13 protein-coding genes and 1 other annotated feature are annotated in these 15,281 nt (G+C 31.7%); of the genes, 6 read left to right on the forward strand and 7 right to left on the reverse strand.

Going from position 1 to position 15,281, the window contains the following annotated elements; genetic code table 11:
• Positions 1 to 177 precede the first annotated feature (177 nt).
• From ACJDT4_RS22475 to ACJDT4_RS22500, 6 genes are all read right to left on the reverse strand, one after another.
• Positions 178 to 1,137 carry a bile acid:sodium symporter family protein gene (locus tag ACJDT4_RS22475; RefSeq protein WP_406789855.1) on the reverse strand — a complete coding sequence of 320 codons (960 nt, stop codon included), beginning with the start codon at positions 1,135 to 1,137 and terminating at the stop codon, positions 178 to 180.
• A 25-nt stretch (positions 1,138 to 1,162) separates the two neighbouring features.
• Positions 1,163 to 2,821, reverse strand: a complete 1,659-nt coding sequence (gene ilvD / locus ACJDT4_RS22480; protein WP_406789857.1) for a dihydroxy-acid dehydratase — start codon at positions 2,819 to 2,821, stop codon at positions 1,163 to 1,165.
• Between the two features lie 611 nt (positions 2,822 to 3,432).
• Positions 3,433 to 3,631: a binding site (T-box leader), on the forward strand.
• Positions 3,632 to 3,703: 72 nt separating this feature from the next.
• Entirely contained in the window at positions 3,704 to 4,600 is an 897-nt protein-coding gene (locus ACJDT4_RS22485; protein WP_406789858.1) for a LysR family transcriptional regulator, read from the reverse strand.
• Between the two features lie 81 nt (positions 4,601 to 4,681).
• Positions 4,682 to 5,902 carry a multidrug efflux MFS transporter gene (locus ACJDT4_RS22490; protein WP_406789859.1) on the reverse strand — a complete coding sequence of 407 codons (1,221 nt, stop codon included), beginning with the start codon at positions 5,900 to 5,902 and terminating at the stop codon, positions 4,682 to 4,684.
• Between the two features lie 94 nt (positions 5,903 to 5,996).
• Positions 5,997 to 6,827, reverse strand: coding sequence for an AraC family transcriptional regulator (locus ACJDT4_RS22495; RefSeq protein WP_406789860.1), 831 nt, complete (start codon positions 6,825 to 6,827; stop codon positions 5,997 to 5,999).
• 3 nt (positions 6,828 to 6,830) lie between these two features.
• Positions 6,831 to 7,676 carry a DUF4037 domain-containing protein gene (locus ACJDT4_RS22500; protein WP_406789861.1) on the reverse strand — a complete coding sequence of 282 codons (846 nt, stop codon included), beginning with the start codon at positions 7,674 to 7,676 and terminating at the stop codon, positions 6,831 to 6,833.
• Between the two features lie 234 nt (positions 7,677 to 7,910).
• Between ACJDT4_RS22500 and ACJDT4_RS22505 the strand changes: the two genes are divergently transcribed.
• Positions 7,911 to 8,423, forward strand: coding sequence for a ferritin (locus ACJDT4_RS22505; RefSeq protein ID WP_406789862.1), 513 nt, complete (start codon positions 7,911 to 7,913; stop codon positions 8,421 to 8,423).
• 61 nt (positions 8,424 to 8,484) lie between these two features.
• On the opposite strand, the gene ACJDT4_RS22510 is transcribed toward ACJDT4_RS22505, so the two are convergent.
• Positions 8,485 to 10,296 (reverse strand): multicopper oxidase family protein, encoded by a 1,812-nt coding sequence (locus ACJDT4_RS22510; protein ID WP_406789863.1) that lies wholly within the window; start codon positions 10,294 to 10,296, stop codon positions 8,485 to 8,487.
• 358 nt (positions 10,297 to 10,654) lie between these two features.
• Here ACJDT4_RS22510 and ACJDT4_RS22515 point away from each other — a divergent pair, with 358 nt between their 5' ends.
• From ACJDT4_RS22515 to ACJDT4_RS22535, 5 genes are read left to right on the forward strand one after another with little or no spacing between them, the layout of a single operon-like run.
• Entirely contained in the window at positions 10,655 to 11,194 is a 540-nt protein-coding gene (locus ACJDT4_RS22515) for a helix-turn-helix domain-containing protein (protein WP_406789864.1), read from the forward strand.
• A 28-nt stretch (positions 11,195 to 11,222) separates the two neighbouring features.
• A complete protein-coding gene (gene potA, locus ACJDT4_RS22520; RefSeq protein ID WP_406789865.1) occupies positions 11,223 to 12,269 on the forward strand; it encodes a spermidine/putrescine ABC transporter ATP-binding protein in 1,047 nt (348 codons plus the stop codon).
• A gap of 2 nt (positions 12,270 to 12,271) precedes the next feature.
• Positions 12,272 to 13,102 (forward strand): ABC transporter permease, encoded by an 831-nt coding sequence (locus tag ACJDT4_RS22525; RefSeq protein ID WP_406789866.1) that lies wholly within the window; start codon positions 12,272 to 12,274, stop codon positions 13,100 to 13,102.
• Positions 13,096 to 13,878, forward strand: coding sequence for an ABC transporter permease (locus tag ACJDT4_RS22530; protein ID WP_406789867.1), 783 nt, complete (start codon positions 13,096 to 13,098; stop codon positions 13,876 to 13,878). The genes ACJDT4_RS22525 and ACJDT4_RS22530 overlap by 7 nt, the downstream gene beginning before the upstream one ends.
• Entirely contained in the window at positions 13,875 to 14,939 is a 1,065-nt protein-coding gene (locus tag ACJDT4_RS22535) for an ABC transporter substrate-binding protein (RefSeq protein WP_406789868.1), read from the forward strand. Before ACJDT4_RS22530 ends, ACJDT4_RS22535 begins: the two co-directional genes overlap by 4 nt.
• The last annotated feature ends 342 nt before the right edge of the window (positions 14,940 to 15,281 follow it).

Here is a 15,281-nt window from a genome sequence, read left to right on the forward strand (position 1 = left end):
AAGTTACCCTATTTTCTTAAAAAATTTCTCTGAAATTTTTTAAGAAAAACACTTGACTTTACTTAGCAGGTTTGAGCGATAGCGAGTTATTGAAATATCTTAGCATTTTATGATTTTTGAGCCTTAGATTTATAGGATTTTTTTAACGTGACGAAGCATTGTTACTTCGCATTATTTTTATTGTGCTAATTTTTCGTTTGCATTTTCAGCATTACTTAAAACTTTCTTATTTGCCCAAAAACTAGCTAAAGTTGGCCCTGAGATGTTATGCCAAACACTAAATATTGCTGCTGGAATAGCTGATAATGGTGAAAAGAAACTCATGGCTAATGATACTCCTAGTGCTGAATTCTGCATTCCAACTTCAAAAGCAACTGCTCTTCTTTTAGCTTCATCCATCTTCATTACCTTAGCTGCTAAATATCCAAATAAGAATCCAAACAAATTATGAAGTACCACCGCTCCTATTGAAACTAATGCTGTTGTTATTAGTTTTTTAGAGTTTGCCCCAACAACTCCTCCAACTATTAAGACTATAGCAATTACTGACACCATAGGAAGAAACTTAACTATTTCTTTAGAAGCACTTCCTGCAACTTTATTTACTATTACCCCAAGAACAATCGGCAATATAACTATTTTAGCAATATCAATAAATAAGCCCGTTACTGGTATTGATACCCACTTTCCTGCCAAAAGAAGTATTAGAAGTGGTGTAAATATTGGTGCTAAAAGTGTTGAAACCGAACTTATACATACTGAAAGTGCTAAATCTCCCCCTGCTATAAAACACATCACATTTGAAGCAGTACCGCTTGGACAGCATCCAACAAGTATTACTCCAACAGCTATCTCCTTTGGAAGTCTCAAAGCTAAGCATAATAGATATGCTACACATGGCATTATGATATAATGTGCTACTACCCCAATGAGCACATCTTTTGGTCTTGTAAAAACTTCTTTAAAATCTTCCTTTTTAAGCGTCATACCCATGCCAAACATTATAATTCCAAGCAACAGAGATACCTTTGGGACAACCCACAAAAATGTACCAGGCTTAAATAGCCCTATTGCTGCAACCAAAATTACTAAAAGTGCAAAATACTTATTACAAAATTTACTTATTTTTTCTATCAATTTAATTAGCCCTCTTTCTATTTTACTATTTTAATACTGCCCCTGTATTTGCCGATGTAACGAGCTTTGCATATCTAGATAAATATCCAGTCTTAATTTTAGGCTCTGGAGTTACATACTTTTGCCTTCTTTTTTCCAATTCGTCTTGACTTACTTTTAATTCAAGTTTTTTATTTGGTATATCTATAAAAAGTGTATCTCCTTCTTCTACAAGACCTATTAGTCCACCTTCCATAGCTTCTGGTGATACATGTCCAATAGCCGCTCCCCTTGTAGCACCAGAAAATCTACCGTCTGTAATAAGTGCTACATCTTTATCAAGTCCCATTCCTGCTATAGCAGATGTAGGTGAAAGCATTTCTCTCATGCCTGGACCTCCCTTTGGTCCTTCATATCTTATTACCACAACATCACCTTTATTTATTTTGTCTCCAAATATTGCATCAACAGCTTCTTCTTCTGAATTAAATACTCTTGCAGGACCTTCATGTACTAGCATTTCCTTTGCCACAGCAGATTCCTTAACAACACAGCCATCCACTGCAATATTCCCTCTCAATATTGCAATTCCTCCTTTGTTGCTATAAGGATTATCAACACTTCTTATAACTTCATGGTCTTCCACCTTACAATCTTTTATAGTTTGTCCAATAGTTTTTCCTGTAATTGTCATACAGTCCTTATTAATTAAATCCTTTTTACAAAGTTCATTCATAAGAGATGGTATTCCACCTGCCATATGCAAATCTTCCATATGATGCTTTCCGCTTGGACTTAATTTTGTTAAGCATGGTGTTCTTCTGCTTATTTCATCAAATAAGTCTAAATTAAGTTCAACTCCTGCTTCATGAGCTATAGCTGGAAGGTGGAGTACTGTATTAGTAGAGCCTGCCATAGCCATATCAACTGTTATGGCATTTTCAAAAGCCTTTAATGTCATTATATCTCTTGGTCGTCTATTATTCTTCACACAGTCCATTACATACATACCCGCATATTTTGCAAGTTGATTTCTCTCTCCTGTTTGTGCTAAAGCTGAACCATTTAAAGGTAATCCCATCCCAAGAACTTCTGTAAGACAATTCATGCTGTTTGCTGTAAAAAGACCTGAACATGAGCCACATCCTGGGCATGATCTTTTAGTTTCCTCTTCAAGTTCTTCCTCTGTTGCCTTTCCATCACTGCAAGTTCCAACCATCTCTATACATGTACTAAAGTCTAAAGTTTTGTTTTTTAACTTTCCAGCCCTCATAGGTCCACCACTTACTACTACTGCTGGAATATTAAGTCTTGCTGCTGCCATAAGCATTCCTGGAACAATCTTATCGCAGTTAGGAATTAAAACCAATCCATCAAAACCATGTGCCATAGCCATAGCTTCTATAGAATCAGCTATAAGCTCCCTACTTGCAAGTGAATATTTCATTCCTATATGCCCCATTGCTATTCCATCACAAACTGCAATAGATGGAAATTCCATAGGTGTTCCACCTGCCATAGCTACTCCAAGTTTTGCTGCCTTAGCAATTTCATCCAAGTGCATGTGACCTGCAACAACTTCATTTTGAGAATTTACAATTCCTATAAGCGGCTTATCAATTTCCTCTTTGGTATACCCCATTCCATACATTAATGCTCTTGCTGGAGCTGCTTTAACTCCCTTTTTAACAGAATCACTTCTCATTATATTTAGCCTCCCTTTTATTAAATCAATTATTATGAAGAATGTTGTGATTATTCTTATAATAGTCTTCTTAAAATTGTATAAAAAACGGTCAAGATTCTCTCCTTGGGGCGAGAATCTTGACCGCGCGGTACCACCCAAATTTTTTACTTAAAGCAATAATAGTAGGCAGTTTTATATTTTATGACATAAAAATAAAGATAAATTACAGGATAATTGAGATAACATAAAAGATCCCAAAGATACAATCCTTAATTTTACCTTTAACAATTTCTTTATAACAATAAGAAGTTCAAATTTGATTTATCAAAATTTAGTGTATGTTATGATGATAATACCATATTTCCATAATGTCAACAGTTATTTTACTACTTTTTTTAAATTTAATTTTTCTACATTATATTCAAAAAATCTTATAAAAGTTCTTATAACTAGTGCTAAAATTTAATAATATAAAAATTTCAGCGCCATATTATTAACAATTTAATAATTGCAAACGATTAAATTACATTTCTTTTTTTAATTAATTTATTTTTTCCACCATTTACACTAAAATCATTTAATTTTCTATGTTGACACAAAAAACTTTTTATATTATAGTAATTGCAAACGAAAAAACGATGACGGAGACAAGTAAACAAAAATATGCTTTCAGAGAATGGGAATTTGGTGTGAACCCATAAGCTAAGGTTGTTGAAAATCACTCCAGAGTTGCAGACTGAAATTTATTTAAAGTAAGTTGTGCCGGCAATGCCGTTATAATCATGAGTAATAATTTGGGTGGTACCGCGACAGACATTCGCCCCAGCGATGGGAGTTTGCCTGTCTTTTTTATACCTTAAAGTTTTTTTATAACAAGTTCATTTTAAATTTAGTGTGTATTTATTGAATATTTTTTCCTATTATCTCTTTTGAAAGTTTAAGAAATGCATTCAAGGCTGGAGATATCCATTTATCTTTGTGATACAAAATTTGAGATATGATTCCAAATTCTGGCCCCGCCCAATTTAGTGCAACCATTCTTCCACTTTCAAGTTCATCTTTAACAGCAACTTTAGGGAGCAGTGTTATTCCAAGCCCACTCATGGTGAACTGCTTTATTGCCTGTACACTACCCGTTTCGAGTACAAGATTAGGTTTTATATTATATTCATTTAATATATTTTCAAAGGCCGCTCTGTAGCTGCAGCCCATTTCGGTGAGTATAAGTGGTTCATTTTCAATATCTTTTGGAAATATCTTATCTTTACCTATTAAACGGTGACCTGGATAAGCTAGCAAGACCATTTCTTCATCAAATTCAACCTCTGATATAAAATCTTCCGAATCAATTTTAGTACCAAGGGAAAATGCAACATCAATTATGTTGTTCTTTAAATAGTGTCTGAAATCTGCACAACTTCCAAACTTTAAAGATACCTCAACCTCTGGATAAAGTTTTCTGTATTCCTTTAATATTTCCGGAAGCCTAATCACACATAAAGATTCTGCCGCGCCAATAGTTAACGTCCCTGTTGGTTTTTCATCACTAAATGCTGCATTTTTAATTTCGTGAGATAATTTTATCATTTGCTTTGCATATGGCAAAAGCCTTTTTCCTTCATGTGTCATTGTTACGTTTTTTCCTATTCTCTCAAAAAGCTTTACCCCAAGTTCTTCTTCAAGAAGCTTAATTTGATTAGTTATAGTTGATTGAGCATAACCAAGGGTATCCGCTGCTCCTGTAAAGCTATGAAGTTTGCTTATAGTTACAAAAGCATTTAGCTGTTTAAAATCCATATAATCACCATCTTCACTAAATTACATTTATCTACTTACTTATCATAAAACATTACCATTCATGATAAGTAAGTTTTGTTTTTAACTACATTTTGATAAATACTTATTGTTGTATTTTCCAGATAATTTTTTATACACTGTATTATACACCCATACTGCATTTAATAACAACAATGCACTAGTAACAAAAAATACATCTCTAATACCAAAGTGAGAAGATATTTGACCTCCAAATACTGACCCCGCAAATGTCCCTAAATATTGTGCCGACATGCTGTAACCAAATATTCTTCCTGTAACAGCTTCTGGAGATAGCCTTTTTACAAGAGTATTAACAGATGGCATTAATCCTGCCGTAGCAAGACCTAATAAAAATCTAAATCCCATAAGCTGCCACGGGTTCTTTACAAATGCTTGTGGTATAAAAAATATTCCAGCAGCAATAAGTGATCCTAATATAACTTTCCGTGCACCTATTTTATCAGAAAGTTTTCCAAGCCTAGGTGCAGAAATTATGCTTGCAAACCCTGAAGCAGAAAATGCTAAGCCAGAAATCAAAGCAACATGTGAAGCATTATGAGATAGCTGTTTAATATAAACTGTAATCATTGGTTCTATTGAATAAAGTGCTAATTGCAGCACAAAAGCTGTTATAAACATTATTATGAATATACCCTTGTCTGGTAAAATGTCCCAGACCTCTTTAGTACTCATAACCTTTTTGTCTGAGCGTTTAAAATCTTCTTTTACAAATATTAAAGTAGCTATAAAAACTATAACCATAAGACCACCTGTCACAAAGAAGACACCTTGTGGTCCAATTATTTCATCTATAAAACCACCTATTATAGGTCCTAATAGTGCTCCTGAAACTGAAGCTGTTGAAAGTGTTCCAAGTGCCCATCCCGCATGCTCCTTGTCAACTTGTGTAGCAATTAATGTTATACATGCCGTAGTGTAACCTGTAATTACTCCCTGCAAAAGCCTAAGTCCTATAAGCTGGTACACATTAGTTACAAAACCAGTAGAGCATATGACAATGGACATTCCAAAGCTTGCACGAAGTAACATTGGTTTTCTTCCAAGCTTATCCGCAGCCTTTCCCCAGATTGGTGAAAAAATTGCTGATGTTATAAAAGTAACACCAAAAGCAATTCCAGATATCTGTTCTATACTATTAGTATTATGCACACCTAAATGGTTTACGTATAGCGGCAATATAGGTGCAATTTGACTAAGCCCAATAGCAGTTATAAAAGCTCCAGCCCAACAAATTGCCAAATTTCTTTTCCATAACTTCATGGATATAATCCCTTCCTTCATTTGTTTAAGAATAAATATATGACGATTATATCCAAATTATAAGCCTTAAATTCAAGTAATACCATGCAATATATTAAACTTCATGGACATTCTTGCCATAAAATTCTTTAGGGCTTACTCCTTCTATTTTTTTAAATATTCTGCTAAAATAAAATTCATCTTTATATCCAAGAGTTTTTGCAACTTCTTTTACCTTCTTATCTCCTTCTATAATAAGTTCTTTAGCTTTATCTATTTTCATCTTATTAAAAAACTCAATTATCGAATACCCTGTAGTTTTTTTAAAAATCTTTGCTAAATATGTTGGTGATAAATTTACAAGCTGTGATAATTCACTCAAAGTTATCTTTTTTTCTATATTTTCTGTCATAAACTTTATAACCTCTTTTACTTTCAGGGAATTTGAATAATTGGGTGACTTTGCCTCTATATTTCTAAAAATTTTAAATAAGATTTGTTGAAGCATTATCTTAGAAACAAACTCATACTCTGGAAATTTTTCAAACCAAACTTCTAACATGCCTTTCATTAAACTTTTAACGCTGTAGTAGTTATCTAGAGCTTGAACATCTTGAAGGGGCAAATCATCTTTTTCAGCTTCTATTCTCCATTTATTATTATCAAATTCTACATTAGTAAAGCTAAAATGAACTGATATAAACTTCAATGGATCCTCTAAATCTGGTTTAATGCAATGAAAAGTCTCTGGGCGTAAATATAAAAGTTCTCCCTTTTTAACTTTGTACTTTTTATTTCCAATAGTAACATGAGCACCCCCGCCTGTTACAAGCATTAACTCATGATGATTTATTTGTCTAGAAATCGTCTTTAGCAATCTATCACTATCTGTAATATCTCTTTTATTACAGTAATGAATATAAAATGTTAAATTACTTATTTTCATACTTTATTTCATCCATTCTCTCCATAAACCTTCTTTTTTTAGAAATACGTTTAAATTGTTAATTAATAAATCTATTTCTTTTAATATTTTGGAATCACCTTCTGCCGAGAACCTCAGAATATTATTAACATTTAACTCCATATCCTGTGGAACGTTAAGTCCTTTATCCTTTATGATTTTAATAAGCTTCTTCTCACCAGGATGAAGCATTTCATTTACAGCAAAAATTATATCAAAATAACTTGCAAATAGGGCTGCTGTTCTGTGATTTACACTAATGAAATCATTTCTTTTTAATGCCTTTTCAATTTGATAATAATAGGCAGGCATTTGCTGCTTAAGTAACGGATAATTTTTCTTTAATATATTTTCCTTTAATTTGATAGGATAAGGTACTTTATACTTGTCCTGCAGTTTGTTTAACTTACCAGCTCTATCGTATAGTATTATTGAACTCATTATATTGCACCAAAAACATGTAGTATAACCGGTATCTGCTTCACATTTTACAACAGTCCTACTTAATGAATCATTAATCCAAGCTAATTTTCTATATATTATTTCTACTGGAACATCATTAGATTTTAATATTCCATCATCTTCTATTTCCCAAAAGTGATTATTTAGCTCCATATAACTGCAATACTTATCTATTATACCTTTTCTCTTAGTTACTGGTATTTCTTCATCTACATAAATATATATATCGTAATCTGAAAATTTATCATTGGTTTTTACTGATCTAGAACCTGCTAGCATGATTCCCTCTACAGTTTCTATTTTTGTGAATTCATCCAGCATTTTAATAATGTCATTATCCATCTCTAAATTATTAATTTTTTTAACCATGTTACTCTCCTTAAATAAAGTAAATACATCTTTATTATGTCATAAATAAGATATGTATGACCTTATTTTAATTATGGCTTTTATATTTTTAATATTAAAATCATTTTAAAACTTCGACAGTTCGTTGTAAATAGTTTTATAGTTTCCATAAAGTACATAGTTGTTTTTAGTTTAAATTTGGGTATATAAGGACATAAAAATAATATATTCTTTAAAATTATGGAGGCAAAGCTTATGTTAAATGAAAAAATATCACTTTTACTAAATAATCAAATTAATTTTGAATTCTATTCTGCATACTTTTATCTCGATATTTACAACTACTTTATGAGCAAAAATCTTGATGGTTTTGGAAATTGGTTTTTCGTTCAAGTTCAAGAAGAAAAAGATCACGCGATATTGTTCATAAAATATATGCACAACAACGGTGAAGAAATAGAATTAAAACCAATAAGTTCAGCTAATAAAAAATTTGAAAACTTCAAAGCTCCTTTAGAGCAAACCTACAAGCATGAACAAAAAATCACTGAAGCAATTAGTACAATATATTCCTCTGCCCTTTCAGTAAATGACTTCAGAACCACACAGTTTTTAGATTGGTTTATAAAAGAACAGGGAGAAGAAGAAAAAAATGCGGAAGATTTAACAAAAAGGTTTGATCTATTTGGAAATGACGCTAAAGGATTATACTTGTTAGATAATGAACTTAAAGCAAGAGTATATGCCCCGCCAACTCTTGTAATATAGACATATAAAGTAAGAAGGTGTTTATACCTCACCTTCTTATAGCCAAACCATTACTTTAGCTTTAAAGCATTTCGTTATTCTCTGAAACAATTTTAAGTGGTCTCATCATTTCATTATCCTCATGATCAAGTATATGGCAGTGCCAAACATAACCTGGCCCTGATGAAGGATTAAATGGGAAAAGATTAACTCCAGGCTTAACCATATCAGAAGCAGCATATTGAGGTGCAAATCTAATTATAAGTCTAGTGATTTCCCCTGGATTAGCTCTAATGGTATCCTTCCATCCCGCTTCATTTTCCTCAGGTAAAATTGGCTCTCCAATAGAATATCCTTCAGTTGGAAGAACAATAGTAGGATGATTTAGAGGAGGTTCTCCATTAAGTTCAAGCCATTTAGTACTATAATCGTCTACTTTAAAGCTCTGTCTATTTAAAATTTGAAACTGCACTAGATGTAAATGAATAGGATGAGTATCCCCAGTAAGATTTACAATTTCCCATTCTTCTGTAGAGCCTACTACTGGGTCTTCAGAAACTGGTGCTGACCACTTTTGTCCATTAAGTAAAATCTCAAGTGGACCATTTTTACCCATAACCTCATATAAAACTAAAGTTCTCTTGGCCCCATCTCTAGTAAGTTTAGGAATATTGTTAAGTTTCTTTGGAAGTTTTGCTTTTGGGTGGGTAATACAACCTGTAACAGTAAATTGCATAATGCTTCCTACAGTGTCAGGGTCAGGACTTTCACCACTTGGAAATGGAGCATTAGCTGTATTTTGAAGTATTAACTTTTTTCCAGGTAATATTTTTGAAAAATCGACCAATATATCTACTCTTTCCCCTGGTGCAATAAGAATAGACTTAAGTTTTACTGGTCTTTCTAAGTATCCACCATCGCTTCCTATTTGGAAAAACTCCATATCATTAGAAAACTTAAAATTATAAAATCTAGCATTTGACCCATTTAGTACTCTAAAACGATATTCCTGCCTATCTACATTTAGATTAGGCCAAGCTTTTCCATTTACAACTATTGTGTTTCCAAAAAACTCTGGCTGCCAATATGGATGCTCATCTGGATTTATTCCAACATTAGGGAAATAAAAACTTCCGTCCATATTAAAAGTCCTATCTTGAATTACTAATGGTATCTCATGCTTTTTATCTGGAAGCACTTTTCCAGGAATATCAAGCGGATTGTTAGGATCTTTTATTATATAAAACCCAGCAAGTCCCATAACAACATTGAGTCTTGTTATTCCAAGGGAATGATCATGATACCACAACGTAGCAGAATTTTGCTTATTGGGATATCTATATAATGACGTTATAAACTCACTTCCAACTTTATTCTCTCCTGAAGTAAACCAAGCATCCGGATGACCATCAAAAATCGAGCTATTTTCTCCACCATGAATGTGAGTAACAATTGGAACTGGAATTTGTGCTTTAGCTAGTCCTGGTGGAAATGGAGGAACTGAACTTGGTTCAACCATTCCTATATTATTAGGATCTGCCCAATGAAGCGTTGGATCTACAGGTAATCTATTATATCCATTTAAGTCATTAATCCACTGTACATTCATCGTTATCCCTCTCACTGCCTCAAAAGTAGCACCTGGAGCGCTCTTAAAATTATTTATTATTTTGCCTGTAACCTTATTAAACACTCTACTACCATATCCAAAAACTATAGTCATTGGGAAACCTTCTGGGAGTATCTGCTCCTTAAATTCACTTATAGATACTATATAATTATAACTTATTACTTCACCAGAACTAGCCCGCTTTACAACCTTTGGCATATAAACCGGCGGAACTATTAATTGACTTTTAAATTTCGGTATATTATTAGGATCAATTGTAACCATTATTTTGTAAAAACTCCTTTCAATATTCTTTTTAATTTTTGTAGAAATATCTTTCTTCACGTTTATTTCTATAATATGTTGTAAATATTATCATTGTTACAATATCACCTCTAATGAAAATTTTTCTATAAAGTTTAATAAAATATTGATTTATGTAAAAAATGTTTGTATAATTATTTATTGTTAAGTTTAGTATATTTAAACTTAGAGTTTACATATACTATTAAAGATAAACCACTTGAAACTTCAAAAGCAATTTGTACCAAAATACTGTCTTCTGAGAATTATGGTACAAGCTGTTTAGGTAGTTAAACTAGTGTGTATTTAGAAAACAAATTTTATAATTGCGTGGTGGATTATGGAAATCGGAAAAAAAATAAAAAGTATCAGAATAGAAAAGCAGCTTACTCAAGAAGAACTAGCAAATAGATGTGAACTTTCAAAAGGATTTATATCACAAATAGAAAGAGATCTTACTTCACCTTCCATAGCTACTTTAACTGATATTCTAGAGGCTTTAGGAACTAATTTGCCTGAATTTTTCAAAGAAGATTGTGAAGAAAAAATAGTCTTTAAAAAAGAGGATATGTGTGAAACCTATGATGAAACTTTAAAATACAAGCTTATGTGGCTTGTCTCAAATTCTCAAAAAGATTCTATGGAACCTGTTATTCTTACACTTGATAACGGTGGAGAATATCCTGAAGATGAACCTCACGAAGGAGAAGAATTTGGATATGTTTTAAATGGAACAATAAATATCAAACTAGGAAACAAAAAATACAAAGTCAAAGCTGGTGAAAGTTTCTACTTTAAAGCTAATGTAAATCATCAAATACTAAATCAAGGGAAGAAAACCGCCAAAATTATATGGGTAAGTTCTCCTCCTTCATTTTAATATTTCAAAAGAGGTGTTTAAACTAATTATGGAAAGCGATATCATAATAAACTTAAAAAACATAACCAAAAAATACGATGATAATACCGTTCTCAATAATTTGAATCTTGCAGTTAGAAGAAATGAATTTATTACTCTTTTAGGTCCAAGCGGTTGCGGTAAAACAACCACCTTAAACATAATTGCTGGATTTGAAACACCAGATGACGGAAAAATTATTTTTGAAGAAAAAGAAATTAATTCTGTTCCGCCTTACAAAAGGCAAATAAACACAGTATTCCAAAAGTATGCATTATTCACTCATATGAATGTCTATGAAAATGTTGCTTTTGGCCTTAGAATAAAAAAATTGCCAGAAAAACAAATCAAAGAAAAAATTAAAACTATGCTAAAGATGGTAGAACTTGAAGGCTTTGAAAAAAGATCAACAGATTCTTTAAGTGGTGGACAGCAACAAAGAGTTGCTATAGCCAGAGCTCTTGTAAATGAGCCAAAGCTTTTACTTCTTGATGAGCCTCTTGGAGCTCTTGATTTAAAATTAAGAAAAGAAATGCAGCTTGAACTCAAAAACATTCAAAAAAAACTCGGTATAACCTTTATCTTTGTAACGCATGATCAAGAAGAAGCTCTCACAATGTCTGATACCATAGTAGTTTTAAATAAAGGCATTATTCAACAAATTGGAACTCCAGAGGACATATACAATGAACCTAAAAATAAATTTGTTGCAAATTTTATAGGTGTAAGTAATATCGTGGAAGGAACTATGCTTGAGGACTACAAGGTTAACTTTTATGGAATAAACTTTAACTGTGTAGATAAGGGCTTTGATAAAAATGAAAAGGTTGATGTAGTAATAAGACCAGAAGACATAAAAATTTCAGACAAAGAAACAGGAAGGCTACAGGGTAAGGTCGTTTCTGTTGTATTTAGAGGTGTTCACTACGAAATTAAGGTTGAAATAAATAATGCTGTATGGATAATCCATAACACAAAGCATGCCATAGTTGGGGAAGAAATAGGAATAAATATATTTCCTGATGATATACACATCATGAGAAAGGCTCTTAAGTAATAATGAAAAAGAAAACTTCATTATCTCAATATCCATATTTAATTTGGAGCATAATCTTTATAGTTGTTCCTATTTTCCTTGTAATATATTTCAGCCTTACAAATAATGATGGAATCTTTACCCTAGATAACTATAAAAAATTATTTAATTCCCTATACATGTTAGTATTTTTTAACTCTATAAAACTAGCACTTATTTCTACAATTATATGTCTCCTTTTTGGTTATCCTGCTGCTTACATAGTAGCAAAAACAAAAATTAAAACCAGAAACCTACTAATGCTTTTATTTATAATTCCTATGTGGATGAATTTTTTATTAAGAACCTATGCCTGGATGTCAATTTTGGGCAAAAATGGAATAATAAATAAAATATTTTCTTTTATAGGTTTTTCTAAAGTAGACATACTCTATACAAATGGAGCTGTTATTCTTGGAATGGTATACAACTTTCTACCATTTATGATAATCCCTATATACACAGTGCTTATAAAAATAGATCAAGATGTAATAAAAGCAGCTTCAGATCTTGGTGCAAATAGATTTATTGTGTTTAGGCGGGTTGTTTTCCCTTTAAGCATACCAGGAATAATGTCTGGCATAACTATGGTATTTATGCCTGCTGTTTCAACTTTTGTAATATCAAAGCTCTTAGGCGGCGGACAATTTATGCTTATAGGTAATCTTATTGAATCTCAGTTTACAACAGTTGGAGATTGGTACTTTGGATCTGCTATATCAATTTTAATGATGATTATAATACTGATTTCAATGGCTGTACTTTCAAAATTTGATAATACAGATGATGTTAAAGGTGGTGGTCGGCTATGGTAGAAAAATATTCAAAAAAGTTTTATTTAGCCTTAGTTTATATTTTTTTATATGCACCAATATTTTTCTTGATTATATTTTCCTTTAATTCGGAAAAATACTCCTCAAATTGGGGACACTTTTCACTAAAGTGGTATAGCTCCTTACTAAGTGATGATAGAATACTTACTGCACTTTATTACACTGTATTTGTTGCTGTAGTTTCATCCTTAGTATCAACAATATTTGGAACTTTAAGTGCAATAGCCATAGACAAGATGTCTGGTATATCTAAGAAAGCCATATTAAACTTTAACAATATACCAGTACTCAATCCTGACATTGTAACCGCTGTATCCTTAATGACACTATTTATATTTTTTAAGATACCTTTTGGGATAACTACGCTTATCATAGCTCATATTGTATTTTCTACCCCATATGTAATATTATCTGTGCTTCCAAAACTTAAACAGCTTCCAAAGGATATTGTAAAGGCATCTCTAGATCTCGGTGCTACTCCTAGATATACCATGAGAAAAATAATATTACCACAAATAAAACCTGGCATAGTAGCTGGCTTTTTATTTGCTTTTACAATGTCCATAGATGATTTTGTAATTAGTTTTTTCAACACTGGAAATGATGTTACAAATTTATCAATAGAAATATACTCCATGGCTAGAAGAGGTATTAGTCCTGAAATAAATGCACTATCTACATTAATGTTCTTAACTATCCTAATATTGCTATTTCTTGCAAACGGAAAAGAATTTTTATCTAAGGAGGAAAAGAAATGAAAACCATAAAAAAAATCATATCAATTTCTGCTGCATTAGGGATAATTGTTTCAATGTTTACAGGCTGCAGCATAGCTCCTAATTCAAGCAAAAAAACTATCAGTGTTTTTAATTGGGGTGAATATATTGATGAAAGCATAATAAAAGATTTTACAAAACAAACAGGCATAAAGGTAAACTATCAAACCTTTTCAACAAATGAAGAAATGTACCAAAAAGTGAAATCTGGTACAAACAAATATGACCTCATTTGCCCTTCAGATTACATGGTTGATAGAATGATTAAAGAAGATCTCGTCCAACCAATTGATTTTAAAAATGTACCAAACTATTCAAATATAGATAATAAATATAAAAACTTAAGCTTTGATCCTAAAAATAAATACTCAGTACCATATATGTGGGGAACTATAGGAATAATTTATGATAAAACTCAAATTAAAGATAAAATAGACAGCTGGGATGTGCTTTGGGATACAAAATACAAAGATAAAATCTTTATGTCAGATGATATGCGAAACTCTATAGGAATTTCACTTAAGAGACTTGGTTATTCCATGAATTCTACAAACACAGAGCAAATTTCAAAAGCAGCAACTGAACTTACAAAACAAAAGGAAAGCATGAATCCAGTTTATATAGGAGACGAAATTAAAGATTCTCTAAGAAATGGTGAAAAGCCAATGGGAGTTATTTATTCTGGAGATGCTGCTGTACTTATGAAAGAAAAGCCTGAAAAATTCGAATATGTAATACCAAAGGAAGGCACAAATTTATGGTTTGACAGCTGGGTAATTCCTAAAAATGCTTCAAATAAAACATCCGCAGAAAAATTTCTTAACTTTTTACTTAATGCAAAGGTAAACAAAAAGAATGTAGACTTTATTGGATATGGAACACCAAACAAAGCTACCTACAATCTTTTACAAGACTCAGAAAAAAATAACAAAGCTTCTTACCCAGATGATGCTTCTCTTAAGAATGCTGAAATCTTCAAAGATCTTGGAGATACAAGAAAACTTTACAATGATACCTGGGTGAAAATAACAGCTAAGAAGTAAAAACTGCGAAGTAACAATACCTTGAAATATTAAATAAAATTAATAAATCTAAGAGGTTAAATTCTAAAATTCTAAGACATTTCAATAACTCGCCTTTGGCTCAAACAAATTGAAATATCTAAGACTTTTACCATTTAACCTCTAATATTTATAAAATTTTATTTAAACTATTTCTTCACTATTGTTACTTCGCATTATACATTATTTAAGGAACATTTTCCTCCGTACCTACGGAAAATGACACTGTAATTCAAATCTATATCATTTATTTTATTAATCTATGTTTATATAGAATATATGGCCTTTTTTGTTTAGTTGTAGAATTACTCTAAAATTCCGTAG

The sequence above is a fragment of the Clostridium neuense genome, from assembly GCF_045310695.1.
Lineage (GTDB): Bacteria > Bacillota > Clostridia > Clostridiales > Clostridiaceae > Clostridium_S > Clostridium_S neuense.

What these genes read in the sequence shown, in the direction of transcription:
- ilvD (WP_406789857.1), bottom strand. Translation starts at nt 2,821, where the DNA reads ATGAGAAGTGATTCTGTTAAAAAGGGAGTTAAAGCAGCTCCAGCAAGA.
- ACJDT4_RS22485 (WP_406789858.1), bottom strand. Translation starts at nt 4,600, where the DNA reads ATGGATTTTAAACAGCTAAATGCTTTTGTAACTATAAGCAAACTTCAT.
- ACJDT4_RS22490 (WP_406789859.1), bottom strand. Translation starts at nt 5,902, where the DNA reads ATGAAGTTATGGAAAAGAAATTTGGCAATTTGTTGGGCTGGAGCTTTT.
- ACJDT4_RS22495 (WP_406789860.1), bottom strand. Translation starts at nt 6,827, where the DNA reads ATGAAAATAAGTAATTTAACATTTTATATTCATTACTGTAATAAAAGA.
- ACJDT4_RS22500 (WP_406789861.1), bottom strand. Translation starts at nt 7,676, where the DNA reads ATGGTTAAAAAAATTAATAATTTAGAGATGGATAATGACATTATTAAA.
- ACJDT4_RS22505 (WP_406789862.1), top strand. Translation starts at nt 7,911, where the DNA reads ATGTTAAATGAAAAAATATCACTTTTACTAAATAATCAAATTAATTTT.
- ACJDT4_RS22510 (WP_406789863.1), bottom strand. Translation starts at nt 10,296, where the DNA reads ATGGTTACAATTGATCCTAATAATATACCGAAATTTAAAAGTCAATTA.
- ACJDT4_RS22515 (WP_406789864.1), top strand. Translation starts at nt 10,655, where the DNA reads ATGGAAATCGGAAAAAAAATAAAAAGTATCAGAATAGAAAAGCAGCTT.
- potA (WP_406789865.1), top strand. Translation starts at nt 11,223, where the DNA reads ATGGAAAGCGATATCATAATAAACTTAAAAAACATAACCAAAAAATAC.
- ACJDT4_RS22525 (WP_406789866.1), top strand. Translation starts at nt 12,272, where the DNA reads ATGAAAAAGAAAACTTCATTATCTCAATATCCATATTTAATTTGGAGC.
- ACJDT4_RS22530 (WP_406789867.1), top strand. Translation starts at nt 13,096, where the DNA reads ATGGTAGAAAAATATTCAAAAAAGTTTTATTTAGCCTTAGTTTATATT.
- ACJDT4_RS22535 (WP_406789868.1), top strand. Translation starts at nt 13,875, where the DNA reads ATGAAAACCATAAAAAAAATCATATCAATTTCTGCTGCATTAGGGATA.